Raw genomic sequence first — 26,706 nt, forward strand, 5'->3', positions numbered from 1 at the left:
CCTATCGTTCGACGGGAACCGGGAAGCGCTTGCCCGCGCGGGGCATCGCGCTCGACACGCCGGGCAGGTCCCGGCCGGGGAGCAGGCTGTGCCAGTAGAACCACGAGAACATCAGCTTCCCGAGGTGGTTGAGCCGCGACTCCTTGAGCAGCGGCAGACCGGCTTCGGCCGGGTAGTGGCCGGGCAGCGGTTCGGTGTCGTAGTTGAAGTCGATGAGCAGGGCCTTGCCGAACCCGCTCTCGATGAAGCAGTTCGTGTGCCCGTCGAAGCTCGCGTCGAGCGGCCTGCCGTCCAGGAACTGCCCGACGTTGCGGGCCAGCACCTCGCCCTCGAAGTGCGTCACCGAGCCGGCCTTCGACGCCGGCACGGAGGCCGCGTCGCCGAGGACGAAGACGTTGTCCTTGACCTTGGCGCGCAACGTGTGCTCGTCGGCGCGGACGAACCCGAGCTCGTCGCCCAGGCCCGGCGATCGGTCCACATAGGACGCTCCGCCGTGCAGCGGGACGACGACCGCCTGGTCGAAGCCGATCTCCCGGCCGTCGAAGGAGACGAGCTTGCCGGCGGCCCCGTCGACCTCGCCGGTGGTGAACTCGGTCACCAGCTTGATGCCCTTGGCCTCGAGGATCCCGGCGAGAGCCCGCGCGGCCACCGGCTTGGTGAACGCGGCGTCGAGCGGCGTCGCGTAGACCAGCTCGACCCGGTCGCGGATGCCGCGTTCGGTGAAGAACCAGTCGGCGAGGAAGCAGAACTCCAGCGGCGCCACCGGGCACTTGACCGGCAGGTCGACCACGTTCACCACCAGCCTGCCACCGTCGAACCCCGCGAGTGCCGAAGCGAGCCCGGCCGCGCCGTCGAGGTCGTAGAAGGTGTCGACGTGCGAACGCCAGCCCGGTCCGGTGAGGCCTTCGGTCTCCTCGGGCAGCAGCCGGGCGCCGCTGGCGATCACCAGGGCGTCGTAGCCGAGGACGGTCCCGTCGGCCAGGTGCACGCGGTCGGCCTCGACGTCGACCCGCTCGACTTCGCCGCGGTGGTAGCCGATCCCGGCCGCCAGCTGCCGCGGGCGCGAGCGGACGAGCTCCTCGGCGTCGGCCATGCCGAACGGCACGAACAGCAGCCCCGGCTGGTACACGTGGTGGTCGTCGCGGTCGACGACGGTGATCTCCGCGCCGTCGCCGTAGTCGCGGCGCAGGCGGTTCGCCGCGAGGGTCCCACCGGTTCCCCCGCCCAGGATGACGATGCGTTTCATCACTTCGCTCCGATCAGCGCAGTCCGGCGGCCGTGCCGTCGTCCTGGGCGTACTTCAGGCGGTTGCGCACCGCGACGACGCCGGGCACCGATCCGGTCAGCCATTCGGCGCGCTCGACCTCGCTGCGCCGGTCGATCACGCCGTTCAACGTCACGATGCCGTCGTCGACCTGCACGGTGACCGTCGCGGGGTCCGCCCAGATCGACCGCCGGAGCACGTCCCGCTCGACGGTTTCCTTGATCTCCTCGTCCGGGCGCAGGAAGGCGCGCAGGACGTCGCGCCGGGCGAGGACGCCGACCAGCCGCCCCGAGCCGTCGACCACGTACAGGCACCGCAGGTTCGCCTCGACCAGCCGCCGGGCCGCGCCGGTCACCGGCTCGTCCTTGGCGATCGTGGGCACGCGGCGGGTCATCAGCTCGCGCGCGGTCAGCCCCTGGGCCTTGGTCCACACCCGGCGCTTCCACAGCACCGGCTCCGGCCGGCCCGCCTCGTGGCGGTGGCGGGCCAGCAGATCCGCCTCGTCGACCACGCCGATCGGGCGGTGGTGCTGGTCGACCACCGGCAGCGTCGCGATGCCGTTCTCGGCCAGCAGGGAGACCAGCTCCTTGAACGGCGTCCCGGGGCCGGCGGACACCACCGGCCGGGTCATCAGGTCGGACACCAGCGGACCGCGCATGGCACACCTCCGTCACAGGCTTTGACCCCACGGTAGGAACGGGCCGCACCCCCCGAAGTGGGCGACGGTCCCCGGTCCGGGGGCCTTTGGCCCCTTTGCGCCCGCCCGCGGCCGCACTTGCCTGGAAAGCCGGACCGAAGGAGGCGCGAGATGACAGACCACAAGCGGTGGCGCGACCTGAGCCCCCGGCAGCGCGGCCGGATCCGCTTCGCGGCGAGCGTCCAGCTGATGCTCGCCGCGGCGGCGTGGTGGGACCTGGCTCACCGGCCCGCCACGCAGGTTCGCGGCCCGAAGTGGGTGTGGGCCCTGGCGATCGCGGTGAACTTCGTCGGTCCGGTGCTCTACTTCGCGCGCGGACGCGCCACGACGACCGGGCACAGCGCGTAGGACATCAGTGCCTGGCTCGCCGAACCGAGGGCCAGGCCGCCGAGCCCGCCCCGGCCGCGGCTGCCGGCCACCAGGAGCTGCGCGCGGTCGGCGAAGTCGAGCAGCCGCTCGGCGGGCCGCCCGGCGACCACCTCGCGGTCGACGACGACGTCCGGGTACTTCTCCTGCCAGCCGGCGAGCCGCTGGGCCAGCAGTTCGCGCGCGTAGGGCTCGCCTTCGCCCCACCAGCCGTCGTGGTAGCAGTGCACCGCCAGCAACCGCGCCTTCCGCCAGGACGCTTCTTCGAAGGCGATCGCGATGGCCTCCTCGCTCGCCGGGCTGCCGTCGACGCCCACCACCACCGGTCCTTCGGCCGGGGGCTCGTCTTCGCCGGGGTGCGGGCGGACCAGAGCCACCGGGCAGTGCGCGTGCGCCGCGAGCGCCACCGTGACCGACCCGAGCAGGATCCGGCCGAGCGGGCGCAGTCCCGGCGTGCCCAGCACGAGCATCGCGGCGTCACCGGATTCGGCGACCAGGGCATCCGCCGGCTGTTCGGGGCGCAGCACCGTCCGGACGCGGACGTCCGTGACGGCGTCGCGAGCCTCGTCCAGGATGACCCGGCTCTGCGCCGAAGCCGCGTCCAGCAGCTGCTCGTACATCGGATCGGCCCTCGGGTAGGGCGCGGGCAGTCCCGGCAGCGCGCGGACCAGCCGTACCCCGAGATTCCGTTCCCGTGCGACGCCCGCGGCCCACCGGACCGCCGTGAGCGCACTGGCCGAGCCGTCGACGCCGACCACGAGTTCCGAGCCACTCATCGGATTTCCCCTTTCGACACCGGGAGTCAACCGGCGGAAGCCGCCGGAGGCGCGAGGCTTCGGCCCCCCTTTCGCGAGGACTTCGGTCCATTCCGCGCACTCCCGGTGAAGCGGCGCCCAAGGGCCTCCCGCCCGGTGACCTTCGGCCCCAGCTACGGCCCTTGCCGCGGCCGAGACTGATCGCAGCACCGAAACGAACGGAGGTTTCCCTATGTCCATCCGACCGGACGAAAAGAAGACCACCTCGGCCCAGGTTCCGAACCACCGGGCCACCGAACCGGCGCCGGTCCCCGACTTCGTCGCCGGACCCACCGTCGCCGGGAAGTCCCTGGCCGTCCTGCGGGTCGCCACGGGGTTCATCTTCCTGTGGGCGTTCCTGGACAAGCTGTTCGGCCTCGGCTACGCGACCCCGGCCAAGGGCGCCTGGATCAACGGTGGCTCGCCGACCAAGGGCTTCCTCAGCAGCGTCCACGTCGGCCCGTTCGAGTCGATGTTCCACTCCTGGGCCGGCACCTGGTGGGCCGACTGGCTGTTCATGCTCGGCCTCGGCGGCATCGGCATCGCCGTGATCGCGGGCGTCGGGCTGCGGCTGAGCGCCGCCGCGGGCTCGCTGATGATGCTCATGATGTGGGCCGCCGAATGGCCGCTCGCGCAGAGCATGAGCACCGGCGAGGCGACGCACTCGACGAACCCGATCGTCGACTACCACATCATCTACGCGCTGGTCCTCATCGCGCTGGCCGCCGCGTCGGCCGGGAACACGTGGGGACTCGGCCACCGCTGGGCCGCCTTGGTCGGCGACCGCAAGTGGCTGCGCTGACACCGATCCGTTCCCTGGGCGCCCGCCGGCCGGCGGGCGCCCGTTTTCCTGTCTCGAGGAAGAAGGAAAGATGAAGGCACTCGTGTACGACGGCCCCGGCCGGCGCAGCTGGACCGGCCACGCCGACCCCGAGCTCACCGCGCCGACCGACGCGATCGTGCGGGTCGAGGCGGTCACCATCTGCGGCACCGACCTGCACATCCTCAAGGGTGACGTGCCCGAGGTGGAGCGCGGCCGGATCCTCGGCCACGAAGCGGTGGGCACGATCGTCGAGACCGGCGCCGCCGTCACCGCCGTCAAGCCCGGCGACAAGGTCCTGGTGTCGTGCATCTCCGCGTGCGGCCGGTGCGAATACTGCCGCAAGGCCTCTTACGGCCAGTGCCTCGGCGGCGGGGGCTGGATCCTCGGGCACACGACCGACGGCGTCCAGGCGGAGTTCGCGCGGGTCCCGTTCGCCGACACCTCGACGTATGTGCTGCCGTCCGGGGTCAGCGACGAGTCGGCGCTGATGCTCGCGGACATCGTGCCGACGTCGTACGAAGTCGGCGTCCGCAACGGCGCCGTCAAGCCGGGCGACACCGTGGTCATCATCGGTGCCGGCCCGATCGGGCTGGCCGCCATCACGAACGCGCAGCTGTTCGCGCCCAGCACGATCATCGTCGTCGACCAGGAACCGGCTCGCCTCGACGCGGCGAAGTCGTTCGGCGCCGACCTGATGGTGCCGCCGGGCGAGGCTGCGGCCGCGGTCGCCGAGGCGAGCGGCGGGCTCGGCGCGGACGTCGCGATCGAGGCGGTCGGCGTCCCGGAGACGTTCGAGCTGTGCACGAAGCTGGTCCGCCCGGGCGGGCACGTCGCGAACGTCGGGGTGCACGGCGCGCCGGCGACGCTGCACCTGGAGGAGCTCTGGATCAAGAACGTCACGATCACGACGGGCCTGGTCGACACGTCCAGCACCCCGATGCTGCTGCGGATGCTCGCGGCCGGCCGCCTGGACACGAGCCGGTTCGTCACCCACCGGTTCGGCCTCGACGAGATGGACGAGGCGTACGACGTCTTCGCCCACCCGCAGGACAGCAACGCGTTGAAGGTCGCGCTGTTCCGCAGCTGAGCCCGCACCGAAACGGGCCACCGTCCGATGTGGACGGTGACCCGTTTTGCCGTGCTCGCTTCAGTTGTGCGGTTTGTGCGGGCTGAGCACGCCGACCGGGCCCGGCGGCAGCGGCGACACGCCGCGGTCGTCGAAGTGCCCCTTCAGGTTCTGCCGCACCTCCACGACGCCGTCGACCCGGCGGACCAGCGCGGTGATCACCGGGACCATGCTCTCCCGTTCGACCGTGCCGTTCAGCGTCACGATCCCGTTGTGCACCGCGACGTACAGCGCCGAGGGATCCAGGGCCATGTCACGCAGCAGCACCTCGTCCCGGACCTCGTCGCGGATCTCCCGGTCCGTGCGCAGGAACACCCGCAGCAGGTCCGAACGGGACACCACCCCGGCGAGCTTCCCTTCCCCGTCGACCACCGGCAGGCGGTGGAAGTGGTGCTGCTCCAGCAGTTTCGCGGCCACCGTGACGTCGTCCTCGGCCCGCACGGTGATCGCCGGGCTCGTCATCAGGTCGGCGACGAACGCCGCCCCCGCCTTCCGCTTCGCCTGCCGTGCGCCGGGCTGGAGCAGCCCGTGCGGAGCTTCGCGCTCGAGCAGGTCGCCCTGCGAAACGACGCCGAGCACGAGCCCGTCGTCGTCCACCACCGGAGCGCCGCTGATGTTCCACGAGGCCAGCAGGACGGCGACCGCCTTGAACGGCGTGTCCGGGCCGACGGTGGCGACGTCGGTCGTCATGACCGAGCCCACCTTGCGACGACTGGGCATCTCGATCTCCTTCACAGCAGCGGCCCGGGGTAGTACGTGGCCGCGGGTTCCGCGTCCGGCACCGTGCTCTTCTCCGGCTCCGGGACGGTCCGCGCCGGGATGACCACGACCGGGCAGCTCGCCTCGCGCAGGCAGTGCTCGGCGACCGAGCCGACGAGCAGCTTCAGCAGCCGGCCGCGCCCGTGGCTGCCGAGCACGAGCATCGCCGCGGTCTTCGACGCCTCCTCCAGCGCCACCGTGGCCGAGTGCTCGGCCAGCTCGGCCCGGATGGCCACGCCCGGGTGCTCGGCGCGCACCTCGCCGACGACGTCGTCGAGCTGCTGCCGCTCCCGCTCCGCGACCGTCTGCGGCGTCCCGGCGACGGCCGCGCCGAGGTCGTAGACCGGTTCGAACGTCCACGCCCGCAGGGCCACGACCTCGCGGCCGCTTTGCGCGGCTTCCGCCGCCGCCCAGCGCAGGGCGGCCACGCTGACCGCCGAATGGTCGACACCGACGACGATGTCGCCCTGGTTTGCCGTGGTCATATCGGTTTCACCTTCTCCTCGTTCTCAAGAATGGGTCTTGCGGTCCTGGTCGGCGAACCACTCCTGCTGCCAGCGGGCGTAGCGGACGCGGTCGAGGGAGAACACGACGACCCGGTAGCAGGCCACCAGCAGCAGGAGCGTCGCGACCCACAGGCCCAGCCCGACCCCGACGGCGTCGATGACCACCCCGGCGCCGCTGAGCGGCGGGTCCACCACGGTGCCGTCCCGGTCCACCCAGACGGTCAGCGTGTCCCCCTTGAGCGTGCCCTGGTCGGCGACGACCTTGCCGACGCGGCGGGTGCCGTCCGGAAGCGTCCAGGTCGCGTCGGTGGGTTCCCCGCTGCCGACGACACCGGCGCGGGAGCTGACCGTGATGGCCGGCCCGTCGGCGAGCAGGGTCGCGGTCGTCCGCGTGCGCTCCCCCAGCTGCTGGGTGGACTGCTCCTGTTGCCGCACATAGGTTTCCGAGCCGAAGCTGGCGGCGACCGGCAGCGCGACGAAAGCCAGCAGCGCCACCAGGATCGCGATCCCGGCCTGGATCCGGTCCGACACGCGCGCCACCGAACCGCGCCGGGGCGCGACGGTGTGCCACATCCGCGCGAGCGGGCTCGACGACGTGCTCATGGTATCCGCCCTTTCGGTGCCGGTGGTCCTTTCCGCGTCCAGCATCGCCGGTTTCCCGGCCCGTCCGAAGAGGCCTTGGACCCCGGCCCGGAGCCCGTCGGCAGCCTGCCTGGGGACTTAGGACCCTGTGCGTGCCGGGCGAGCGCCGGGGATGGTCGGACCAGCCGACCGGAACGGAGCTCCGACCATGCGCGCACGCGACATCATGACCTCCCCGACGTTCGCCTTGAGCCCGTCGGCGACGCTCGACGAGGCCGCCGCGACGATGACCGGCCACGGGTTCACCACGATGCCGGTGGTCGACGCCGACGGGCGGCTGCTCGGCCTGGTGTCCGAAGTGGACATCCTCCGGGTGCCCGAACCCGCCGGCGACCCGGAAACCGGGGTGATGCTCGACAATCGCGGCCGCACCGCGGCGTCGGTCATGCGCACCTCCGGCCTGGCCGTGCCGGCCGACACCGACGTGCGCGAGCTGGCGCGGCGGATGACCGACGCCGGGGTCCGCTCGGCGCCGGTCGTCGAAGGCAGGCGGGTGATCGGCATGATCACCTTCCAGGACGTGCTGCGCGCGCAGCACGCGTGACTCAGCACAGGACCCGTTCGCCGTCCCCGGGCACCACCGCGCACCAGCCCGCCTCGGCGTGCAGCGCCTTCGCCAGCGCGTGCGACGGCCGCTCCTCCCCTTCGACGACGAACGCCGTCTCCGGGGCCGGGGTCGCCCTCGCCCACTCCAGTACCTCGGCCGGGCCGGCGAACTCGCCCGTGCCGCCCAGCGCCGTCACCTCGGCCCGGACCGGTACGTACCGCCCGTGGATCTTCAGCTGGCGCGCGCCCTCCGCGAGCCGCGCGGCCCGCGTGCCCGGCGCGGGGTGCCCCAGCAGCACGACGCCGTTGCGCGCGTCCGGCACCAGGGCCGCCAGGTGCCGCAGCACCCGGCCCGAATCCGCCGTCTCCAGCCCGGCCACGATGATCGACGGCCGGTCCGGCACCTCCGGGAGCAGCTCGGGCAGCTCGAACCGGCCGTCACGGCGCAGCTCGTGCCAGCGCCCGGCGATCGCCCGTCGGTGGACGTCGAGCCCGGCGCCACCGTCCAGGACGACCGGCAGCCGCGGGATCTCCCCTGCGTCCAGGAGGTCCCGCACCATCGTCAGCAGCACCTCGGTGCCACCGACCGCGGACGCCGGGACCACGACGCTGCCGCCCCGGCGCACCGCGCGGTGCACGGCCGCGGCGAACCGGCCCGCCAGGTGCCCGTCCCCCGGCGGCTGCGCGGCGGCGAGCACGAGGACGTCCGAGCGCGGCCGCGGGTCCGGCGGGCGCAGCAGCGGGTGGCCGGCGGCGCCGAGCGGGCCCGCGAACACGACCGACCGGCCGCCGGCGCGGATCCGCACCCAGGCCGCCCCGAGCCGGCCGCCCGCGCGGCCGAACTCGAATTCGGCGCCTTCGAGCCGCCGGAGCGAGCCGAACTCGACCGGCCGCACGAGCGCGACGGCCCGGGTGACGTCTTCCGGCCGGAACGGCGGCAGCGTGACGCCGAACGGGTGCTCGTCCTCCGCGAACTGCTTCGCGGCATCGGACAGCGCCACCGGCAGCAGCGCGGCCGTCCCGGGGGTCGCGAACACCGGGCCGTGCCAGCCTTCGGCGACCAGCTGCGGCAGGAACCCGGCGTGCCCGAGGCCGGCGCCCGGCAGGATGACCGCGTCGGCCGCGTGCAGCTCGTCCGGGCACGGCGAAAAGTTGCGGCGCCACATTGCGCCCGGCCCGGCGAACAGCCCGCACCCGACCACGAGCTTCGTGTCCGGGGTCTCGAGGAGGTAGCGGGCGCAGCCGATCCCGCCCAGGAAGGTCAGCACGGGGTCGGGGTGGGACGCCGTGTGGTGACCGGTCACGTGGAGCCCGCCCGGCCACGGGCTGGTGCGGTAGCGGGCGGACGCCCGCCGGGCGGCGCTGAGCGCGGCGGCGCGGGAACCCTCGGACATCGCTTCGTCCCCTTTCTGTGCTCAGCCGGCGATGTCCCGCCGGCGGAACCCCGCCACGCCGGCCGCGACCAGCGCGGCCCCGAGCGCGGTGAGCCAGAGCAACGGCGCCGCGTGCAGCACCGAGCCCGGCAGCTTCGGCGAATGCGTGAACGGCGACAGGTCGAGCACCCACTGGTCGAGCTTCAGCAGCGCGCCGAACTCGCCGAGCAGCAGGAACGCCACCAGCGCGATCCACGCCGCGGTCAGCGCGCGACCGAACAGGCCGGCCACGACCGTCGCGATCCCGGTCAGCACCCAGACCGCCGGCAGCTGCCCCAGCGCCGCGCCGGTCAGCCGGGCCACCTCGGGCCCGACCCGCCCGGTGTGCGCGCCGTTGGTCAGCCCGGCCGCCAGGCCGAGCGCGGCCAGCAGGACCGCCGGCGCCACCGCCGCGAACACGAGGTAGCCGCCCAGGAGCCGGCGCCGGTCCACCGCGGCCGCCAGCAGCGGTTCCACCCGCAGGGCCCGCTCCTCGGCGTGCAGCCGGGCCAGCACGGCGATCACGTAGGTGGACGTGATCACGCCGGCCATCGCCAGTTCCGCCGCGAGGAACGCGTCGGAGATGCCTTTCTCGCCGCCCAGCGCGGTGATCATCGCCTGCGCCTGCGCGTTCGTCAGCATCGAGCCGACGGTGCCGGCCAGGCTGCCGCACACCATCCCGAGCAGCACGTATGCGCTCGCCCAGACGGCGAGGGTGCCGCGGTTGAGCCGCCACGCCAGCGCCCACGGGCTGCGCAGCGACTTCCCCGCTCCGGCCGGACCGGGGTGGTCGGGCAGCAGGCCCGCGCCGAGATCGCGGAGCCGGGCGAGGGCGATCGCCAGCCCGCCGAGCAGCGCGGCCGTGCCGGCCGGGAGCACGAGCACCCACCAGACGTCGCCGGCGTACGGGCGGACCTCTTCGCTCCACCCGATCGGCGAGGTCCACGTCAGCCGGCCGGGTCCCGACGAGTCGCCCACCGCGCGCAGTAAGTACGCCACGACCAGGGCGAGCACGGCCAGGCCCGAGGCGGACCGGGCGCTTCTGGTCAGCTGGGCGGTCACCGCCGCGGCGGCGCCGAAGACCAGGCCCGCGGCCGTCCAGCAGAGCCCGAAGGCCAGCGAGCCGGACACGGGCAGCCCGGTCGCGGCGAGGGCCGCAGCGGTGACCACGCCGAGCGAGACGCTCGCCCCCGCCGTCACGGCCAGCCCGGCGGCGAGGCCGGCGTACCGGCCCACGACCGTGGCCCCGAGCAGCTCACGGCGCCCGGCTTCCTCCTCGGCCCGGGTGTGCCGGACCGCGGTGAAGATCATCAGCAGCCCGGCCAGCGCGGCTCCGAACGCGGTCAGCTTGAACACCGAGGTCGCCCCGAGGGTCGCCTCGTGCACCGGACCGTAGAGCGCCCGCAGCGACGGCACGCCGTTGATGCTCGCGGCCGCCGCCCGCAGGTCGGCGTCGGTCGGGTAGACCGCCATCGTCGCGGCGGCGGAGGAGGCCGCCGTCGCCGCGAACACGGCGATCCACACCGGCAAGCGGACGCGGTCCCGCCGCAGCGCCAGCCGGACCAGCGCGCCGGTGCCGGTGAAGGCGCCGCTCATACCGGCACCGCCTCCGTGGCCGGTTCGGCGCGGTAGTGCCGCAGGAAGAGCTCTTCGAGGGTCGGCGGCCGGCTGACCAGGCTGTGCACGCCGCACTTGCCGAGCGCGGCGAGCACCGGCGACAACGCGGCGGTGTCGACGGTCAGCCGGACGTCGGCGCCGTCCAGGGCGAAGTCGTGCACCCCGGGCAGCTTCGCGAGGCCGTCCGGTGCGCCCGCGAGCCGGGCGGTGATGGTGGTGCGGGTCAGGTGGCGCAGGTCGTCGAGGCTGCCCGAGTCCACCAGCCTGCCGCCGCGGATGATGCCGACCCGGTCGCACAGCGCTTCGGCTTCGGAGAGGATGTGGCTGGACAGCAGGATCGTGCGGCCCCGCTCGCGTTCCTCCCGGACGCACTCGCGGAAGACCTCCTCCATCAGCGGGTCGAGGCCCGCGGTCGGCTCGTCGAGCAGCAGCAGCTCGACGTCCGAGGCGAGGGCCGCGACGACGGCGACCTTCTGCCGGTTGCCCTTCGAGTAGGCGCGGCCCTTGATCCGCGGGTCGAGCTCGAAGCGGTCCAGGTACCGCTTGCGGCGCACGGGATCCAGGCCGCCGCGCAGCCGGCCGAGCAGGTCGATGACCTCCCCGCCGGTGAGGTTCGGCCACAGCGAGACCTCCCCCGGCACGTACGCGAGCCGCCGGTGCAGCGCGACGGCGTCGCGCCAGGGGTCGCCGCCGAGCAGCCGCATCTCGCCGGCGTCGGCGCGCAGCAGCCCCAGCAGCAGCCGCAGGGTGGTCGTCTTGCCGGCGCCGTTCGGCCCGAGGAAGCCGTGCACTTCGCCGGTTTCGACGGTGAGGTCGAGCCCGTCGAGCGCGCGGGTGCGGCCGAAGGACTTCCGCAGCCCCCGGATCTCGATCGCCGCGCTCATCGCGTCGCCTCCAGCAGGATGCGGCGCTCGGCCGAAGCGATCGCCGCGCGGGCGGTCCCGATGACGTCGGGGTTGACCGAGATCGACGTGATCCCGAAGCGCACCAGGTGCTCGGCGAAGCCGGGCTTGGTCGACGGCGCCTGGCCGCACAGGGACGAGGTGATCCCGCGGTGCCGCGCGACGCGGACGATCCGCTCGATGGCGTCGAGCACCGCCGGGTCGGCCTCGTCGAACAGTTCCGCGCACTCGCCGGAGTCGCGGTCGACGCCCAGCATCAGCTGGGTGAGGTCGTTGCTGCCGATGGAGACGCCGTCGATGCCCATGCCCGCGTATTCGGGCAGCCAGTGCACGACCGACGGCACCTCGGCCATCACCCAGCGGTGCAGGCCGCGCTGCCGGCCCAGCGGGCTCGCGTCGACCAGCTCCAGGCACCGCTCGAGCTCCCACTTGGTCCGCACGAACGGGATCATCAGGTGCAGGTTCGGCGACTGCTCGCGCACCCGCGCCAGGGTTTCCAGCTCCAGGGCGAACAAGTCGCGTTCCCGCACGTACCGGTAGCAGCCGCGGTAGCCGATCATCGGGTTGTTTTCGACCGGCTCGAACGCTTCGCCGCCCGCCAGGCCGCGGAACTCGTTGGTGCGCAGGTCGGTCGCCCGGTAGACGACCGGGCGCGTGCCGAAGGGCTTGGTGATCTTCAGCAGCGACTCGGCCATTTTGTCCACGAAGGACCGTTCTTCGCCCTTGGCGAGCAGGTCCCGCGGGTGCCGGCCGCCGAGGGCTTCGGTCAGGAGGAACTCCGCGCGCAGCAGGCCGACACCGTCGACCGCCTGCGCGGCGACCTCTTCGGCGTGCTCGGGCAGGGCGAGGTTGACGTACAGCCTGGTGCCGATCGCTTCGGGCGTCACCGGAGCCACGACCGGGGCGGTGCGGGCGGCCTCGTGCCCGGCCGCCCCGGGGCGGACCTCGCCCTGGGTGCCGTCGACGGTGACCAGGCTGCGGTCGGCCAGGACGCGGGTCGCGTCGCCGGTGCCGACGACCGCGGGCACCCCGAGTTCGCGGGCGACGACGGCCGCGTGGCAGGTCATCCCGCCGCCGTCGGTGACCACCGCGGCCGCCCGGCGGATCGCGGGCACCCAGTCGGGGTTGGTCATCGGCGCGACCAGGATCTCGCCGTCGCGCAGGTGCCTCGCCTCGACCGGGTCGTGCAGGACGCGCACCGCGCCGCTGCCTTCGCCCGGCGACGCCCCGAGCCCGGTCACCAGCGCCGTGGAATTCGCCGGGGCGGCCGGCGGCAGCGTCGTGATCGGCCGTGACTGCACCAGGAAGATCTCGTGGTCGGCGATCGCGAACTCGATGTCCTGCGGGACGCCGTAGTGCTCCTCCACCCGGCCGGCCATCCGGGCCAGTTCGAGCACGGCGGTGTCGCTCAGCACCCGGCGCCCGCCCGCGGGCTCCGGCAGCCTGATGGTGACGTCACCGCCGGCTTCGTCCGCGATGATCTTGTGCGTCTGCTTGCCGATGCGGACGGACAGGATCAGCAGGTCCCGTTTGCCGACGACGTAGGTGTCGGGCTCGACCGCCCCGCTGACGATCGCTTCCCCCTGGCCGAACACGGCTTCGACGACCAGGCGCTCCCGGTCGCCGCTGCGCGGGTCGGCGGTGAAGATCACCCCGGAGCGCTCGGAGTGGATCATGCGCTGCACGACGACGGCGATCGCCGGCTCGCCGGTGAAGCCCCGGCTGGCCCGGTAGCTGACGACGCGCGGGCTGAACAGCGAGGTCCAGCAGTCGATGACGTGCTCGGCGACCGCGTGGTCGCCCCAGATGTTGGTGTAGGTGGCGTTCATCCCGGCGAAGGAGGCTTCGGCGCCGTCCTCCCCGGTGGCCGAGGACCGGATCGCGACCGGCGTCGACGCGCCGAGCGCGCGGTAGCCACGGGCGATCTCCTCCCGCAGTTCGCCCGTGAGGCCGGCGAGGCGGACGAGGTCGCGGATGCGATCGCACTGCTCGGCCAGGAACTCGGCGTCGTCCACATTGGCCAGTGCCTTGGCGTGCAGGTCGGCCACCTCGGCACGGACGCCGGCCTTTTCCAGCGCCGCCCAGTAGCCGTCCCGGGACACGACGAAACCGCCCGGTACGGGGAAGCCGGCCGCGATGAGCTCGCCGAGGTTGGCGCCCTTGCCGCCGACGGTCTCGTCGTCGGCGAGCCGGATCTCGGACAGGTCGCGTACGTAGGTCATCGGGGTCCTCCTGGGGGTGGGAACAGCTCGCCGAGCGGCAGCCGGGGTGAGGGTGCCGCCGGGACGGCCGGGTAGCCGAAGCGGAAGATCGCCTGCGGCAGCCCGGGCAACGCCAGTTCCGAGACGAGCCGCGCCCGGAAGCCGGTGAGCTGCAACGGTTGCGTGAGCACCGAGCCGGCGAGCGCCTTGGACGCCGCGGTGAGCCAGCTGCGCTCCAGGGCCGCGCCGGCGGCCAGCCGGTCCAGCCTGCTGTCGTCGTCGGTGCAGAAGACCAGCAGGTTCTCCGCGGCGAGCCGGTCGGCGAGGACGGCGTCGTCCGGGACCGGTGTGTCCTCGCGGACGAGCCCGGCCACCGGCAGGGCCTCGGCGCTGAGCGCCTCCTCCGCGATGCCGTCGCCGATGGCGTCCCAGCCGTGCGTGTGGGCGATCCACAACCGGAGTTCGCGCTGGTAGCCGAGGTCCGCGCGAAGCACGCGCGTGGCGAAGCCGAGGAGTTCGGCCAGTTTGTCCAGGTGTCCCGGGACGACGACGTGCACGCCGGCCGTCTCGCCCGCGGCGGCCACCGCGGCGCGCACCTCGGCCGAGACACGGCCGTGGAAGAACCGGTGCCGGTGACTGCGCCGGCGGCCGATCGCCTGGTACAGCGCGTAGGCGCGGGCGGAAGCCGCGCGCGGGCGGCCGATCGTCGCCGTCGCCACCACGTCACCGCGGTCGCGCAGGTCGACGTGGCAGTCCCGGCCGAGCGCCCGGACGGCCAGCTCGAGGTTGGTCACCGCGGCACCGCAGGACAGCAGCCGGTCCCGGCCGAACGGGTCGTGCCGGCGCAGCCGGACCTCCCGCCGCTCCAGCAGGTCGACCTCGGTGCCGCGGACGAGCAGCTGCCAGGGCTGGCTGTTGTGCACCGACGGCGCCCGGCTCACGGCCCGGGCGAGGACCCCGATCTGGTCGGAGGTCAGTGCGGCCGGTGCGGCGGCGGTCATCGCGCTCACTCCTCCTCGCTCCCTCGCGCGGAGACCGGACGCTCCGCCGACCGTCATGGTCGCCGCGGCCGCCCGGCGGGCACCGGAGCACAAAGTCCCTCGGTCCGGCGGAATTCGTCCCCTACCGGCCGTCCGCGCCCGACCGCACGATCGGGGCAACGCCGGAGAGAAAGAAGGACGCCATGAGCATCGGACGCGTGATCGTCGTCGGAACGGACGGTTCGCCCCGCGGCGACGCGGCACTGCGCTGGGCGCTGGAGATCGGCGCGCACGCGGGCGACACGGTCCGCGCGATGCTGGTCCGCCCCCGCGACTCGCTGCTGCCGGGAGCGTCGTTCACCATCCAGCCGCACGGCCGGGTCCCCGAGGTGGGCTTCTCGCTGGAGTCGCACATCGCGAGCCTGGACATCGCCACGGAGGCGACGCTCGAGACCCGGACGGTCCACGGCGACCCGGCGACGGAACTGGTGACGGCATCGGCGGACGCGGACCTGCTGGTACTGGGCACCCACCGCGGCGGCGCGATGGCGGATCTGGTCCTGGGCAGCGTGGGGCGGGAGTGCGTGCGCTTTTCGCGGTGCCCCGTCGTGGTCATCACCCCGGAGGCCGCACACCGCCTCACCCCGGCGTGAAAAGCCGGGGTCCCGGCTGCCCCCTTCCGGCGACTGACGCCGGCGAGGGGGCAGCCCGGTTTCCGGGGCCGGCCGCTCAGCGCCGCCGGGTGGCCCAGCGGAACAGCTCGTCCGCGCCCCACACCAGCACCGGCATCGGCAGCAGCATCGCCACCACCCAGGCCGGCAGCGCCGCCGTTCCGAACAGCGACTGCAGGGGCGGCAGGTAGATCAACGCCGCCGCGAACACCAGCTCGAACGCGATCCCGCCGAGCAGCAGCCGGTTCGTCGTCAAGCCCACCGAGCGCAGCGACACCCTTTCCGTGCGGGCCGCGAACGCCGTTCCCACCTGGCAGAACACGATCGCCGCGAAGCTCGCCGTCGTCGCCTGCAGGTACGCCTCGTGCAGACTGCCCGTCGAGACGTCCGCGCCCGGGTGCCAGCCCGCCGCGGACAGCACCGCGAAGAACGCTCCCAGCACCAGCGCCCCCGACACCAGGCCCATGATCCCCCACGCGCGCAGCAGCATCCGGCCCGTCACCACGCCCTCCGACCGGCGGCGCGGGCGCCGGGACATCAGCCCCGGCTCGGCGGGTTCGCGGCCGAGTGCCAACGCCGGCAACGTTTCCGTCCCCAGGTCGATGGCCAGGATCTGCAGCACCGTCAGCGGCAGCGGGATCATCCCGCCCGACACCGCGAACAGCAGGAACGGCAGGACCTCCGGCACCGCGTGCGCGAAGATGTAGAGCACGAACTTCCGGACGTTGTCGAAGACCCGGCGCCCCTCGCGCACCCCGGCGACGATCGTCGCGAAGTTGTCGTCCGTCAGCACCACCGTCGCCGCTTCCTTCGCGACGTCCGTGCCGCCCACGCCCATCGCCACCCCGATGTCGGCCCGGCGCAGCGCGGGTGCGTCGTTGACGCCGTCGCCCGTCATCGCGACCACCTCGCCGCAGTCGCGCAGCGCGTCGGCGATGCGTAGCTTGTCTTCGGGCGCGGCCCGGGAGAAGACCACTTCGCCGTCGGCGGTCAGCGCCTCGTCGAGGGCCGGTTCCGGCAGGCCGGCCAGGTCCTCGCCGCTGATCACCCGGTCGGCGCCGATGCCGACGCGGCGCGCGATCTCCGCGGCGGTCAGGCCGTTGTCGCCGGTCACCACGTGGACCTTGATCCCGGCCGAGTGGCAGTCCGCCACCGCCGCGGCGACCTCCGGCCGCGGCGGGTCGACCAGTCCCACCAGCCCCAGCAGGCGCAGGTCGGTCTCCGCTTCCGCCCGGTCCGCCGGCATCGACGCCAGCGGACGGCCCGCGATCGCCAGCACCCGCAGCGCCCGGCCCGCCATCTCGTCGACGAGCCCGAGGAGGCGGGTCCGCTCTTCGGCGGGCAGCACGCAGCGCGGCAGGATCTGCTCCGGGGCGCCCTTGGCCGAGACCCGCAGTCCGTCCCCGACCAGGTCCACAGTGGACATCCGCTTCAACCGGGGGTCGAACGGGTACAACGCCTTCCGGTGCGCGTCCCGGGTGGACAGATCCGCGCCGTGGGCCTGCGCGTACCGCACCAGGGCCAGCTCGGTCGGGTCGCCGCTCGCGCCGCCGACGTCCGCGGTGCTGCACCGGGCCAGCGCCCCGACCAGCGGCTCCGGCTCCCCCAGCGGCAGAACTTCCTCGACGCGCATCTCGTTGCGCGTCAGCGTCCCGGTCTTGTCGGTGCAGATCACCGTCGTCGAGCCCAGCGTCTCGACCGCCGAGAGGCGCTTGACCAGCGCGCCCGCCTTCGCCATCGACCGCACGCCCGCCGCGAGGGCCAGCGTGATCGTCGGCAGGAGACCTTCGGGGACGTTCGCCACCAGCAGGCCGATCGCGAACACGAACGCCGCCGACCACGACAGCCCGGCCAGCCAGCCCAGGGGCAGGAACCCGATCCCGACGACCACGGCGACCAGCGCGATCAGCCACGCGACCCGCCGCACCTGCCGTTCGAGCGGGCTTTCCTCGCGCCCGACCCGCGAGGAAAGGGAGGCGATCCGGCCGATCTCGGTGTGCCGGCCGGTGGCGTGGACGACGGCGTGCGCGGCGCCGGCGACGCACACCGTGCCGCTGAACACGAGCACCGGCGAGTCGAGCGCGCGCGTCGCGTCGTCGTGCGCGTCGGCCATCCGCGTCACCGGCACCGACTCCCCCGTCAGCATCGACGCGTCGACGTCGACGGTGCCGTCGATCAGGCGGGCGTCGGCCGGGACCCGGTTGCCTTCCTCGAGCACGAGCACGTCGCCGGGGACCAGCTCGGTCGCCGGCACGTGCCACACCTGGCCGTCACGCAGCACCGGCGCCCGGTCGGGCAGGTACCTGCCCAGTGCCTCGACGGCCTTCTCGGCCTGCTGTTCCTGGACGAACGCCAGCAGCCCGTTGAGCACGATGACGCCGGCGATGGCGATCGCCAGGTTCGTCGTCCCGGCGATCCAGGCCAGCCCGCCCGCGACCCACAGCAGCAGCGCGAGGGGGTGGATCAGCTGCCGCAGCAGGGCGAGCGGCCAGCGGTGACCGCCGTGCGAAGGCAGCGCGTTCGGGCCGCTCACCTGCAGCCGGCGGGCGGCTTCCCGGGCCGTCAGGCCGGTCCGGGCGGTGCGCAGGTCCCGCAGCAGCCGGGCGACCGGCTCGCGGGCGTCGACCGGCGGCTCCTCGGCGGCGGCCGGTTTCGTCCTCAGGTGGGTGGTCATCATGCCTTCCTTCGCTTCGGGGTGGCGAGGCCGACGAGCAGCAGCCCCTGCGGGATGCCGGGCAGTACCCCGGCGTGGCGCGCCTGTTCCGCGTGCGCCGGGTGGGGCAGCCGGCCGTGTTCGGACGCGAGCCCGCGCACCGCCGCGGCGAGCCGGGTGGCGTGGAGCGCGGCGCCGGCGAGGACGTGGTGGCGGCGGCTGTCCGCCGGTGTGAGCACCAGCAGCGAGGACCGGCCGGCGAGGTCGGCGCCGAGCCGCTCGAGCGCCGGGACCCAGCCGGGCCGGACGATCCGGACTTCGGTGTCCGGCCAGAAGTCGTCGGCGGCCAGCGCGCCGAGCACGGCGAGGCTGACCGGGCGGAGGACCGTCCCGTGGCCCGGGTCGTCCAGTTCGCGCAGCGCGGTGTACCGCGCCCACTCCCCGCTCGTCGGGGCGTGCGGGCCGCCGGCGCGGACGACGGCGGTGACGTCGGGCCGGTCCGGGTCCGCCGGGAAGGTGACGACCGGGTCGCGGCCCAGCACCCGCACGACGGTCCAGACGGTCGACAACGCGGCTCCGCATTCGAGCAGGGCCGCGTTGCCCGCCCGTTCGCGCCGGGACAGCGGCTCGGTCAGCACGACCTCGTCCGGCCGCACCTCGGCGACGCACCGGTTCGGGCCCAGCCGCTCCAGGGCGTCGCCGAGGACCGCCCGGGCCGAGGAGTCCCAGCGGAACCCGGGCCGGGTCATCCGCCCGCGACGGGCACGCCGAGGTGTCTGGCGGCGGCCCGGCAGGTGGCCAGCAGGCCGTCGACGTCGATCACCGTGACCCGGTTCTCCAGGCCCGGCGGCACTTCCGCGCGGACGTCCGGGTCCGGGGAGACCAGCGCGACGGGCACGTGGTCGCGGACCGCGCAGACGACGCCGAACTCCCGCGCGGTCAGCTCGGCCTCCCGGCCGCGGACGTCGACGACCAGGTCGGGCTGGGCGAACGGCTCGTCCAGCGGGCAGCGCCCGCCCACCGCGATCGCGCGGCACAGGCCCGCGCGGCTGTGGCAGCGGCTGACCAGGCAGCCGGCGTCCCGCAGGGGCTGGACGAGGAAGTCGGCGTCGCCGAAGGACGCTTCGGTCAGCAGGACGTGCACGGGGTCACCTCACGGACTCTCGGGCGAGCGCCTCCTCGGCGCCGCGGGCCAGTTCCAGGTCTTCGCGGGGCAGGACGATCAGCGCGGGCACCGGGGAATCCGCACGGGTCACGACCCGGTCGACGTCGGTGTGGGGCACCTTCCCGGCGCGCAGGCCGAGCACGCCCAGCCCGTCGACGACGGACGTGATCAGCTCCGGCTGGTGCTCGGCGACGCCGCCGGTGAACACCACGGCGTCCAGCCGGGACAGGCTCGTCGCGGCCGCGCCGACCTCCCGGCGGAGGCGGTGCCGGTAGACGTCGAGGGCGACCGACGCGTCCCCCTCGCCGCGCGCGGCCGCGGCCAGTACCCGCCGCAGGTCGCCGTTGGTGCCGGTCATCCCGGCCAGGCCCGAGCGGTGGAACAGCGCGTCGGCCATCTCCGCGGCGCTCATCGGCGCGGTCTGCATGACGTGCAGCAGCAGGCCCGGGTCGACCGAGCCCGACCGCGTCGCCATCATGGCGCCTTCGAGTGGCGTGAAGCCCATGCTGGTGTCGACGCCGTGGCCGTCGCGGATCGCGGTCACCGACACCCCGGCGCCGACGTGCGCGCACACGATCTGCAGCCCGGCCGGTGCCCGGCCCAGCAGCTCACCGGTGCGGTGCAGCGCGTACTGGCACGACAGACCGTGGAAACCGTAGCGGCGCAACCGGTTCTGCGCGGTCCACGACCGCGGGAGCGGGTACCGGGCCGCGGCTTCGGGCATCCGGGCGTGGAACGCCGTGTCGAAGCAGGCGACCACGGGGACGTCCGGCAGCAGGCGGCGGACTTCGCGGGTGACCTCGAGCGAGAGCGGCTGGTGGTTCGGCGCCAGTGAGGTCAGCCGTTCGAGGTTGGCGAGCAGCGCGTCGTCGACGCGCGCCGGGGCTTTCTGCGATCCGCCGTGGACGAACCGGACGGCGACCGCGTCCACATCGGACCACCGCCGGATCGCGTGGCCCACCGCCGTGGGGTCGGTCAGGTCCCACGCGGCCCAGCCGACGCCCGTGCCGTCGTCGACCAGCGACACCTTCACACTCGACGAGCCGGGGTTGAGGGTCAGCACACGCACGATCGCTCCTTCAGGGGATTTCAGTCGCGCAGTCCGCGCAGGAACGGGTCGGCGGCCGCGGGTGGCTCCAGCCGGGCGCGGACGTCGAGCGCGACGCAGCCGTCCACCCGTACGCGCACCGGGTTGAGGTCCAGTTCGGCCAGCTCCGGCACCAGCTCGGCCAGCCTGCTGACTTTCAGCAGCAGCTCCCGCATCGCCGCCCGGTCCAGTCCGGACGCCCAGAGCGCCTTCGACGACCGCAGCCCGTCGAGCAGCAGGTCGGCGTCGGCGGTGGTGAGCGGCGCCAGCCGGGCGGCGCGGTCGGCGATGAGGTCGGTGTCGACGCCGCCGAGGCCGAACACGACCAGCGGCCCGAACACCGGGTCCGAGCGCACGCCGACCAGCAGTTCGCGGCCGGGTTCGGCCATCGGCTGGACGGTCACGCCGCGCAGGGCCGGGCCGAAGCGGGACCGCAGGGTGCGGAACGCCTCCAGGATCCGGTCGGCGCCGTGCACGTTCAGCAGCACGCCGCCGCCCGCGGTCTTGTGCAGCAGGCCGTCGGCGTCGGCCTTCAGCACGACCGGTGAGCCGAGGTCGGCGGCCGCGGCGGCCATCGAGTCGCCCGCTTCGACGTAACGGGTCTCCACCATCGGGATCTCGGCCAGGCGCAGCAGTTCGACGGCGTCGGCGGGCGGGAGCCAGCCTTCGCGCTCGGCGGCGAAGGTACGCAGGGCGTCCGGGTTCGCCAGCGCGGTCAAGGGGTTGTCGGTCTCGGGCCGGTTCAGCCACTGTTCGTACCGGACGAGCCGGGCCAGCACGGCGGCGGCCGCGGCCGGATCGTCGTAGCAGGCGGTGACACCGCGGCCGGGGACCAGGGGCTCGACGCGGGCGCGCTGCCCGGGCCGCACGGCGAAGACGGTCTTGTACTCGGGCGGGAGCACGCCGGCGAGCGACGTGCCGGGGTCGCCGACCGCGGTGGGGACGGTCGCCGCGATGACCGCGTCGACGCCGTCGTCGTCGAGGACCACGCGCAGCGCGTCGGCGAACACCTCGGGCGCGACCGCCGCGGTCGTGTCGACCGGGTTCCGCACCGCGGCCTCGGCCGGGAGGAGCTTCGCGAGCCGGGCCCGGGTCTCCTCCGCCAGGCCGGCCATCACCAGGCCTTCGCGCTCGCAGGCGTCGGCGGCCAGCACGCCGGCGCCGCCGGCGTTGCTGACGACGGCCACGCGGGGCCCACCCGGCAGCAGCTGCCAGGACAGCCCGGCGATGACGTCGACCAGCTCCGCGACCGTGTCCACGGCGATCACCCCGGCCTGCTCGAAGAGCGCGTCGCGGGTGACGGCGGGGGTCGCGGCCGCCGCGGTGTGCGAAGCCGCCGCGCGCTGGGCGGTGTCGCCGCTGCCGGACCGGACGGCGAGCACCGGCCGCGTCCGGGCGAGCTGCCGGGCGAGGCGGCCGAACTTGCGGGGGTTGCCGAACGACTCGAGGTAGAGCACGGCCAGCTCGGTGCGGAGGTCGGCGGTCCACCACATCAGCAGGTCGTTGCCGCTGACGTCGTACTTGTCGCCGGTGGAGACCAGCGTCGACACGCCGAGGCCGAGGTCGCCGAGGGATTCGGCGAGGGCGATGCCGACGCCGCCGGACTGGGTGACGACGCCGATGTTGCCCTGGCGGACCGGGGTGGCGAGGAAGGTCAGGTCGAAGGGGCACGCCGGGTCGGTCGAGACGACGCCGAGGCAGTTCGGCCCGACCAGCCGCATGCCGTACTCGCGGGCGGCCGCGCGCACGCGGTCGCCGAACCCGGTGCCGGTGAGCCCGGAGGAGATGATCACGACCGCCCGGACCCCGCGCTTGCCGCACGCTTCGACCGCTTCGGCCGCGGCGGGCGCGGGCAGGCAGACCACCGCCAGCTCGGGCGTCCGGGTCAGCTCCGAGACGGAAGGGACGCTCGGCACCCCGAGGATCACCTTCGCGTGCGGGTTCACCACCTCGACGGGGCCGCGGTACCCGGACCCCACCAGATTGGCCAGCACCGCGTGGCCCACCGACCCCGGGCGCCGTCCCGCGCCGATCACGGCGATCGACGACGGCCGGAACAGGTGCGCCAGGCTGGCCGCGTCGGCGACCGAGTCGCGCTTCAGGACGGCGTCCAGGTAGGCGGGGTCGTCGTCGAGGTTCATCACGACGTCGCGCTCGGGGCCGCCGACACTGGCCTCGAAGCTGAGGCCCAGGTCGCTGAAGACCCGGATCACCTTGGCGTTCTCGGCGAGCACTTCGGCGAGGAAGCGGCGCAGGCCGGTCTTGCGGGCGTGGGAGACGAGGTGCTCCATCAGCAGGGTCGCGACGCCCTGGGTGCGCACGGCCGCGTCGACGACGAGGGCGACCTCGGCGTCGGCCGAGCCGTCCAGGACCTCGTAGTTCGCGACCCCGAGCAGCTCGCCGCGCCGGTAGCAGCCCACGGCGTAGTGGCCGGGGCCCGGCTCGGCGGCGATCTCCGCCGCCAGCTTGGCCAGCCCCGAGGGGGCGCCGAAGAAGCGGAAGTAGGTGTCCTGCTGGGTCAGCCGGGTGTGCAGGGCCAGCACCTCGTCGGTGTCGGCCGGGTGCAGCGGGCGCACGAGCACCACGTCGCCACCGGCGAGCAGGGCGCGGGTCATCGCTTCTCCTTACGGCACAAGGATGGGCGCGGCCGACCAAGGGACCGCGCCCACCGCGGAAGGGCCACTAGTCCTTCGTGACCTGGATCTTGACGTGCTTGTCGCGCGGGTGCTCCGAAACCGGCATCGAGATCTCGAGGATGCCGTCGGCGTACGTCGCCTTGACCTTCGCCGGGTCGGCCCCGGCCGGCAGGCTGACCGTGCGGCTGAAGGTGCCGTAGTAGAACTCGCTACGGCCGCCTTCGGCGACTTCCTTCGCCTCACGCTCGGCGGAGATGGTCAGCAGCCCGTTGTGCGTGGTGACGGAGATGTGCTTCTCCGGGTCGAAGCCGGGCAGTTCGGCCCGCACGAGGTACTTGCCGTCCTCAGTGGACTCCTCGATCCGGACCGGGTTGTGCTCGGCGAACGGCCAGGGGTTCTCCAGCCACGCCGCGATGCTCGGCAACGCCAGGCGTGAGCCCGGCACCAAGGCAGTCATCCGTTCTCTCCTCTCCGCGACGACGGAGCGTCGCAGGACAAGCAGACCTCGGCCGCGGGCTCCGGCGACGCGGCCGGACTACCCGAACCGGGAGGACCTTCGTCACCGGTCTCCCGCCGGGGACCAATGGCCCTGTGCTCCCCCTCGGCGCCGGTGCCAGCCTCGACCTCCCGGGGGCGGAAGGGAGCGACCATGACCGACGGAAGCGGCAGCTGGCGGCTCGACGTCGCCGTGCACCCCGGGCCGCGGCGGACCCGGGCCCAGATCGTCCTGCGGACCCCGGACGGGCACGAGTTCTCCGGTGTCGGCGTGGCGCTGGCCGACGGCCCGGACCACGTGTCCGGCTACCTGGCGCTGGGCCGGGCGATGTCCGACCTGACGGAGGAGCTGGTGGAGGCGGCGAGCGCCGAGCTCGAAGCCGAAGCGAGGCAGGCCTGGAGCCCGTGACCGGCGAGAGGTGCGGGCCGGCGAGCCGAGGGGGGAGGTAGCGCACCGGCCCGCGTGACAGACGTTATCCGACCGTCACCCGTGCCGCCGATCGGAGGCGGGGAACGTCAGCCGACCGGTGCGGTCCACTCCAGCCGGACGCCGCCCTCGGGGCCGCTTTCGAGGGTGAACGAGCCGCCCGTGGCTTCGGCCCGGTCCCGGAGGTTGCCCAGCCCGCTCGGCGTGACCCCCGCCGGCAGCCCCTTGCCGTCGTCGGCCACCACGACGCGGATCGCCTCGTCCTTCACCGCGACCGACACCGTCACCGACGTGGCCTGCGCGTGCCGCACGGCGTTGCTGACCGCCTCGCGCACCACCGCCTCGACGTGTTCGGCCAGCTGCGTCGGCACCGTGTCGATCGGACCCGACATGCTCACCGTCGGCTGCACCGGCGCGTCGTCGGTCAGCTCCGCGATCGCGTCGTGCAACCGGTGCCGCAACCGCACCCCGGTCTCGCCCGCCGCGCCGCCGTGCAGGTCGAAGATCGCCGTGCGGATCTCCTGCACGATCTCGTGCATCTGCTCGATGCTGTCCCCCAGCCGCTTCTGCAGCTCCGGGGACTTCGTCCGCCGCTGCGTGCTCTGCATCGACAACCCGACCGCGAACAACCGCTGGATCACGTGGTCGTGCAGATCGCGGGCGATCCGGTCCCGGTCGCCCAGCACGTCCAGCTCCCGCGCCGCCCGCTGCTGCGCCGCCAGCTGCAACGCCAGCGCCGCCTGGTCGGCGAACGACGCCACCACCGACAACTGCGCCGACTCGAACCCCGCGGCCCCGGACTCCCGGGCGGCGATCAGTACCCCCGTCGTCCGGTCCCCGGCCCGCAGCGGCACCACCAGCGCCGGCCCGAACCGGTGCTCCCGCAGGGCCAGTTCCGGCACGCTGCGCGGCGTCCGGTCCCGGTACACCGCGCCCGGCACGCTCTCCTCCAGGTCGACGTGCGTGCCCGACAGCTCCGCCGCCCGCACGCCCGCGCACACCGTGACCGTCAGGTCGCCGACGTCCTCGCCCCAGTCCTCGTCCACGTCCAGGCGCCCGGAGTTCGGCAACGCGAGCATCGTGACCTCCGAACCGGTCAGCTCCAGCGCCCGGCTGGCGATCAGCGTCAGCGCCTCGGCCGGGTCTTCGCCGGCCAGCAGCTCGGTGGTCACCTCGCTCGTGGCGGCCAGCCACTGCTGCCGCACCCGCGCCTGCTCGTACAAGTGCGCGTTCTCGATCGCGATCCCGGCCGCCGCGGCCAGCGCCTGCACCACGACCTCGTCGTCGTCGGTGAACGGCTCACCGTTCTTCTTCTCGGTCAGGTACAGCCGCCCGAACACCTCGTCGCGCACGCGCACCGGCACGCCGAGGAAGGAGTGCATCGGGGGGTGGTGCGCCGGGAAGCCCACCGACGCCGGATGCTCGGAGATCTCCTCCAGCCGCAGGGGTTTCGCCTCGTCGATGACGACGCCCAGCACCCCGTGGCCCTCCGGCAGGTCGCCGATCAGCCGCCGGGACTCGTCGTCGATGCCGAGGTAGACGAACTCCGCGAGCGTCCCGTCCTCGGCCAGCACGCCCAGTGCCCCGTACCTGGCCTCGCCCAGTTCCATCGCCGCCTGCACGATCCGCCGCAGGGTCGTGTCCAGTTCCAGTCCGGACGCGACGGCCAGCACGGCGTCGAGCAGACCGTCCATCTTGTCCCGGGTGCCGATCAGCAGCTCGATCCGGTCCTGCAGATCCCGCAGCAGCTCGCGCAACCGCAGCCCGGACAGCGTCCCGGCCATCCGCCGCGGTTCCTGCTCCGCTCCGCTCACCACGACCTCCGCATCATCGGTGACTTTGTCCCCTTTCCGCGGCACGGCGGCGCGCGAGACCGTCTCTGGAAGCTTCCGGAACGACAGTGTGCCGCCCGACGGCACCAAGGGGAATCCATGACACTACCGATCACGTCGATCGGCCTGCTGGACTCCGATCAGGTGAAGTCCGTGATCGGGGCGGCGGTGCTGGCTCCGTCCACGCACAACACGCAGCCCTGGCGGTTCCGCTGCACGTCCGCGGGCCTGGAGCTGCACGCCGATCCGGACCGCGCCCTGCCGGTCGCCGACGCCGACCGGCGCGAACTGCTCCTGTCGTGCGGTGCCGCGCTGTTCAACCTGCGCACGGCGATCCAGGCGCTCGGCGCCCACCCGGCCACGACGCTGCTGCCCCGCCGCGACGATCCGACGTTGCTGGCCGTGGTCCGCCCGTTCGCGGCCCGCCGTGCGGATCCGCGGGTGGGCCGGCTGGCCGACGCGATCCCCCGGCGCCACACCAACCGCACGCCGTTCGAAGCGGCGGCGGTCCCGGCCGCCGTGCTCGCCGACCTGCGCCACGCCGCCGAGATCGAGCAGGCGTGGCTGCCCCGGCTCGGCACGGACCAGCTCGAACGGCTGCGGGAGCTGGTGCACAAGGCCCACCACGTCCAGCTCGGCAACCCGGCCTTCCTCGCGGAGTGGCAGCACTGGACGGCGCGGACCCCGGGCAGCCGCGACGGCGTCCCCGAATACGCGGCCGGCGCGATGCCGTCGAACAACGGCGGCTGGATCCTGCGCGACTTCGGCTCGCGGCCGCGCGGCCGGACCGACCACTCCGAGCCGCTGGTCGTGGTCATCGGCTCGTTCGACGACGGTCCCCTCGACCGGATCCGCTCGGGCCAGGCGATGCAGCGGGTGCTGCTGACGGCGACCGCGGCCGGGTTCGACGCGTCGTTCATCTCGCAGCCGGTCGAGGTGGCCCCGGTGCGCGCGGAGCTGCGTCAGCTGCTGGGCGGCGGCCTGTGGCCCCAGATCGTGCTCCGGCTGGGCAAGGGAACCCCGGTGCCGTGGACCCCGCGGCGCTCGCTGGACGACGTCATGCTGGAACCCGCCGAGCAGACGGCCTGAGCCCCGGGCCGCGTGC

25 protein-coding genes are annotated in these 26,706 nt (G+C 73.9%); 7 read left to right on the top strand and 18 right to left on the bottom strand.

The window, feature by feature from the left end:
- Position 1: 1 nt before the first annotated feature.
- The gene (sqr, locus tag ACWEVP_RS20515; RefSeq protein ID WP_452064141.1) at positions 2-1,246 is read right to left on the bottom strand and encodes a type III sulfide quinone reductase, selenoprotein subtype; all 1,245 of its coding nucleotides are present in this window, start codon (positions 1,244-1,246) and stop codon (positions 2-4) included.
- Between the two features lie 13 nt (positions 1,247-1,259).
- Positions 1,260-1,922, bottom strand: a complete 663-nt coding sequence (locus ACWEVP_RS20520; RefSeq protein WP_452064142.1) for a CBS domain-containing protein — start codon at positions 1,920-1,922, stop codon at positions 1,260-1,262.
- Between the two features lie 150 nt (positions 1,923-2,072).
- Between ACWEVP_RS20520 and ACWEVP_RS20525 the strand changes: the two genes are divergently transcribed.
- Entirely contained in the window at positions 2,073-2,309 is a 237-nt protein-coding gene (locus tag ACWEVP_RS20525) for a PLD nuclease N-terminal domain-containing protein (RefSeq protein ID WP_452064143.1), read from the top strand.
- On the opposite strand, the gene ACWEVP_RS20530 is transcribed toward ACWEVP_RS20525, so the two are convergent.
- Complete coding sequence (locus ACWEVP_RS20530) at positions 2,264-3,103, bottom strand: universal stress protein (protein WP_452064144.1); 840 nt, start codon at positions 3,101-3,103, stop codon at positions 2,264-2,266. The genes ACWEVP_RS20525 and ACWEVP_RS20530 overlap by 46 nt on opposite strands.
- 211 nt (positions 3,104-3,314) lie before the next feature.
- Here ACWEVP_RS20530 and ACWEVP_RS20535 point away from each other — a divergent pair, with 211 nt between their 5' ends.
- Together ACWEVP_RS20535 and ACWEVP_RS20540 are read left to right on the top strand one after the other, a co-directional pair.
- Complete coding sequence (locus ACWEVP_RS20535) at positions 3,315-3,923, top strand: DoxX family membrane protein (RefSeq protein WP_452064145.1); 609 nt, start codon at positions 3,315-3,317, stop codon at positions 3,921-3,923.
- 70 nt (positions 3,924-3,993) lie between these two features.
- Positions 3,994-5,031, top strand: coding sequence for a zinc-dependent alcohol dehydrogenase family protein (locus ACWEVP_RS20540; RefSeq protein WP_452064146.1), 1,038 nt, complete (start codon positions 3,994-3,996; stop codon positions 5,029-5,031).
- Positions 5,032-5,091: 60 nt separating this feature from the next.
- Here ACWEVP_RS20540 and ACWEVP_RS20545 read toward each other — a convergent pair whose 3' ends face one another.
- From ACWEVP_RS20545 to ACWEVP_RS20555, 3 genes are read right to left on the bottom strand one after another with little or no spacing between them, the layout of a single operon-like run.
- Positions 5,092-5,790: a CBS domain-containing protein gene (locus ACWEVP_RS20545; protein WP_452064147.1), complete on the bottom strand. Its 699-nt coding sequence runs from the start codon at positions 5,788-5,790 to the stop codon at positions 5,092-5,094.
- An 11-nt stretch (positions 5,791-5,801) separates the two neighbouring features.
- Positions 5,802-6,314: a universal stress protein gene (locus tag ACWEVP_RS20550; protein ID WP_452064148.1), complete on the bottom strand. Its 513-nt coding sequence runs from the start codon at positions 6,312-6,314 to the stop codon at positions 5,802-5,804.
- A gap of 24 nt (positions 6,315-6,338) precedes the next feature.
- A complete protein-coding gene (locus ACWEVP_RS20555; protein WP_452064149.1) occupies positions 6,339-6,938 on the bottom strand; it encodes an Rv1733c family protein in 600 nt (199 codons plus the stop codon).
- Positions 6,939-7,125: 187 nt separating this feature from the next.
- On the opposite strand from ACWEVP_RS20555, the gene ACWEVP_RS20560 reads away from it, so the two are divergent.
- Positions 7,126-7,521, top strand: coding sequence for a CBS domain-containing protein (locus tag ACWEVP_RS20560; protein ID WP_452064150.1), 396 nt, complete (start codon positions 7,126-7,128; stop codon positions 7,519-7,521).
- Position 7,522: 1 nt separating this feature from the next.
- On the opposite strand, the gene ACWEVP_RS20565 is transcribed toward ACWEVP_RS20560, so the two are convergent.
- Genes ACWEVP_RS20565 through ACWEVP_RS20585 form a run of 5 tightly spaced genes read right to left on the bottom strand, consistent with a single transcriptional unit; the run spans position 7,523 to position 14,656 of the window.
- Positions 7,523-8,917 (bottom strand): MBL fold metallo-hydrolase, encoded by a 1,395-nt coding sequence (locus ACWEVP_RS20565; RefSeq protein WP_452064151.1) that lies wholly within the window; start codon positions 8,915-8,917, stop codon positions 7,523-7,525.
- A gap of 21 nt (positions 8,918-8,938) precedes the next feature.
- Positions 8,939-10,531, bottom strand: a complete 1,593-nt coding sequence (locus ACWEVP_RS20570; protein ID WP_452064152.1) for an ABC transporter permease — start codon at positions 10,529-10,531, stop codon at positions 8,939-8,941.
- Positions 10,528-11,436, bottom strand: a complete 909-nt coding sequence (locus ACWEVP_RS20575) for an ABC transporter ATP-binding protein (protein WP_452064153.1) — start codon at positions 11,434-11,436, stop codon at positions 10,528-10,530. Before ACWEVP_RS20575 ends, ACWEVP_RS20570 begins: the two co-directional genes overlap by 4 nt.
- Positions 11,433-13,676: a phosphoenolpyruvate synthase gene (gene ppsA, locus ACWEVP_RS20580; protein ID WP_452064154.1), complete on the bottom strand. Its 2,244-nt coding sequence runs from the start codon at positions 13,674-13,676 to the stop codon at positions 11,433-11,435. The genes ACWEVP_RS20575 and ppsA overlap by 4 nt, the downstream gene beginning before the upstream one ends.
- Positions 13,673-14,656 (bottom strand): Acg family FMN-binding oxidoreductase, encoded by a 984-nt coding sequence (locus tag ACWEVP_RS20585; protein WP_452064155.1) that lies wholly within the window; start codon positions 14,654-14,656, stop codon positions 13,673-13,675. Before ACWEVP_RS20585 ends, ppsA begins: the two co-directional genes overlap by 4 nt.
- A 182-nt stretch (positions 14,657-14,838) precedes the next feature.
- On the opposite strand from ACWEVP_RS20585, the gene ACWEVP_RS20590 reads away from it, so the two are divergent.
- Complete coding sequence (locus tag ACWEVP_RS20590; protein ID WP_452064156.1) at positions 14,839-15,288, top strand: universal stress protein; 450 nt, start codon at positions 14,839-14,841, stop codon at positions 15,286-15,288.
- A 76-nt stretch (positions 15,289-15,364) separates the two neighbouring features.
- Here the strand turns inward: ACWEVP_RS20590 and ACWEVP_RS20595 are convergent, their stop codons facing one another.
- From ACWEVP_RS20595 to ACWEVP_RS20620, 6 genes are all read right to left on the bottom strand, one after another.
- Positions 15,365-17,980: a cation-translocating P-type ATPase gene (locus ACWEVP_RS20595; RefSeq protein WP_452064157.1), complete on the bottom strand. Its 2,616-nt coding sequence runs from the start codon at positions 17,978-17,980 to the stop codon at positions 15,365-15,367.
- A complete protein-coding gene (locus ACWEVP_RS20600) occupies positions 17,980-18,708 on the bottom strand; it encodes a hypothetical protein (protein WP_452064158.1) in 729 nt (242 codons plus the stop codon). The genes ACWEVP_RS20595 and ACWEVP_RS20600 overlap by 1 nt, the downstream gene beginning before the upstream one ends.
- On the bottom strand, positions 18,705-19,103 hold the full coding sequence (locus ACWEVP_RS20605; RefSeq protein ID WP_452064159.1) for a hypothetical protein: 399 nt from the start codon (positions 19,101-19,103) through the stop codon (positions 18,705-18,707). Before ACWEVP_RS20605 ends, ACWEVP_RS20600 begins: the two co-directional genes overlap by 4 nt.
- Before the next feature lie 4 nt (positions 19,104-19,107).
- Positions 19,108-20,193, bottom strand: coding sequence for an acetate/propionate family kinase (locus tag ACWEVP_RS20610; RefSeq protein ID WP_452064160.1), 1,086 nt, complete (start codon positions 20,191-20,193; stop codon positions 19,108-19,110).
- Between the two features lie 20 nt (positions 20,194-20,213).
- Complete coding sequence (locus ACWEVP_RS20615) at positions 20,214-22,826, bottom strand: bifunctional acetate--CoA ligase family protein/GNAT family N-acetyltransferase (protein ID WP_452064161.1); 2,613 nt, start codon at positions 22,824-22,826, stop codon at positions 20,214-20,216.
- 67 nt (positions 22,827-22,893) lie between these two features.
- On the bottom strand, positions 22,894-23,304 hold the full coding sequence (locus tag ACWEVP_RS20620; RefSeq protein ID WP_436392116.1) for an Hsp20 family protein: 411 nt from the start codon (positions 23,302-23,304) through the stop codon (positions 22,894-22,896).
- Positions 23,305-23,496: 192 nt separating this feature from the next.
- Between ACWEVP_RS20620 and ACWEVP_RS20625 the strand changes: the two genes are divergently transcribed.
- Positions 23,497-23,751 (top strand): dsRBD fold-containing protein, encoded by a 255-nt coding sequence (locus ACWEVP_RS20625; RefSeq protein WP_452064162.1) that lies wholly within the window; start codon positions 23,497-23,499, stop codon positions 23,749-23,751.
- Positions 23,752-23,858: 107 nt separating this feature from the next.
- Here ACWEVP_RS20625 and ACWEVP_RS20630 read toward each other — a convergent pair whose 3' ends face one another.
- Positions 23,859-25,553, bottom strand: a complete 1,695-nt coding sequence (locus ACWEVP_RS20630; RefSeq protein ID WP_452064360.1) for a GAF domain-containing protein — start codon at positions 25,551-25,553, stop codon at positions 23,859-23,861.
- Between the two features lie 147 nt (positions 25,554-25,700).
- Between ACWEVP_RS20630 and ACWEVP_RS20635 the strand changes: the two genes are divergently transcribed.
- On the top strand, positions 25,701-26,690 hold the full coding sequence (locus ACWEVP_RS20635; RefSeq protein ID WP_452064163.1) for an Acg family FMN-binding oxidoreductase: 990 nt from the start codon (positions 25,701-25,703) through the stop codon (positions 26,688-26,690).
- The last annotated feature ends 16 nt before the right edge of the window (positions 26,691-26,706 follow it).

Source organism: Amycolatopsis sp. NPDC003865, assembly GCF_053605345.1.

What these genes read in the sequence shown, in the direction of transcription:
- ACWEVP_RS20625 (WP_452064162.1), top strand. Translation starts at nt 23,497, where the DNA reads ATGACCGACGGAAGCGGCAGCTGGCGGCTCGACGTCGCCGTGCACCCC.
- ACWEVP_RS20590 (WP_452064156.1), top strand. Translation starts at nt 14,839, where the DNA reads ATGAGCATCGGACGCGTGATCGTCGTCGGAACGGACGGTTCGCCCCGC.
- sqr (WP_452064141.1), bottom strand. Translation starts at nt 1,246, where the DNA reads ATGAAACGCATCGTCATCCTGGGCGGGGGAACCGGTGGGACCCTCGCG.
- ACWEVP_RS20595 (WP_452064157.1), bottom strand. Translation starts at nt 17,980, where the DNA reads ATGACCACCCACCTGAGGACGAAACCGGCCGCCGCCGAGGAGCCGCCG.
- ACWEVP_RS20545 (WP_452064147.1), bottom strand. Translation starts at nt 5,790, where the DNA reads ATGCCCAGTCGTCGCAAGGTGGGCTCGGTCATGACGACCGACGTCGCC.
- ACWEVP_RS20520 (WP_452064142.1), bottom strand. Translation starts at nt 1,922, where the DNA reads ATGCGCGGTCCGCTGGTGTCCGACCTGATGACCCGGCCGGTGGTGTCC.
- ACWEVP_RS20560 (WP_452064150.1), top strand. Translation starts at nt 7,126, where the DNA reads ATGCGCGCACGCGACATCATGACCTCCCCGACGTTCGCCTTGAGCCCG.
- ACWEVP_RS20600 (WP_452064158.1), bottom strand. Translation starts at nt 18,708, where the DNA reads ATGACCCGGCCCGGGTTCCGCTGGGACTCCTCGGCCCGGGCGGTCCTC.
- ACWEVP_RS20620 (WP_436392116.1), bottom strand. Translation starts at nt 23,304, where the DNA reads ATGACTGCCTTGGTGCCGGGCTCACGCCTGGCGTTGCCGAGCATCGCG.
- ACWEVP_RS20550 (WP_452064148.1), bottom strand. Translation starts at nt 6,314, where the DNA reads ATGACCACGGCAAACCAGGGCGACATCGTCGTCGGTGTCGACCATTCG.
- ACWEVP_RS20570 (WP_452064152.1), bottom strand. Translation starts at nt 10,531, where the DNA reads ATGAGCGGCGCCTTCACCGGCACCGGCGCGCTGGTCCGGCTGGCGCTG.
- ACWEVP_RS20585 (WP_452064155.1), bottom strand. Translation starts at nt 14,656, where the DNA reads ATGACCGCCGCCGCACCGGCCGCACTGACCTCCGACCAGATCGGGGTC.
- ACWEVP_RS20635 (WP_452064163.1), top strand. Translation starts at nt 25,701, where the DNA reads ATGACACTACCGATCACGTCGATCGGCCTGCTGGACTCCGATCAGGTG.
- ACWEVP_RS20535 (WP_452064145.1), top strand. Translation starts at nt 3,315, where the DNA reads ATGTCCATCCGACCGGACGAAAAGAAGACCACCTCGGCCCAGGTTCCG.
- ACWEVP_RS20540 (WP_452064146.1), top strand. Translation starts at nt 3,994, where the DNA reads ATGAAGGCACTCGTGTACGACGGCCCCGGCCGGCGCAGCTGGACCGGC.
- ppsA (WP_452064154.1), bottom strand. Translation starts at nt 13,676, where the DNA reads ATGACCTACGTACGCGACCTGTCCGAGATCCGGCTCGCCGACGACGAG.
- ACWEVP_RS20630 (WP_452064360.1), bottom strand. Translation starts at nt 25,553, where the DNA reads ATGGCCGGGACGCTGTCCGGGCTGCGGTTGCGCGAGCTGCTGCGGGAT.
- ACWEVP_RS20575 (WP_452064153.1), bottom strand. Translation starts at nt 11,436, where the DNA reads ATGAGCGCGGCGATCGAGATCCGGGGGCTGCGGAAGTCCTTCGGCCGC.
- ACWEVP_RS20525 (WP_452064143.1), top strand. Translation starts at nt 2,073, where the DNA reads ATGACAGACCACAAGCGGTGGCGCGACCTGAGCCCCCGGCAGCGCGGC.
- ACWEVP_RS20530 (WP_452064144.1), bottom strand. Translation starts at nt 3,103, where the DNA reads ATGAGTGGCTCGGAACTCGTGGTCGGCGTCGACGGCTCGGCCAGTGCG.
- ACWEVP_RS20555 (WP_452064149.1), bottom strand. Translation starts at nt 6,938, where the DNA reads ATGAGCACGTCGTCGAGCCCGCTCGCGCGGATGTGGCACACCGTCGCG.
- ACWEVP_RS20565 (WP_452064151.1), bottom strand. Translation starts at nt 8,917, where the DNA reads ATGTCCGAGGGTTCCCGCGCCGCCGCGCTCAGCGCCGCCCGGCGGGCG.
- ACWEVP_RS20615 (WP_452064161.1), bottom strand. Translation starts at nt 22,826, where the DNA reads ATGACCCGCGCCCTGCTCGCCGGTGGCGACGTGGTGCTCGTGCGCCCG.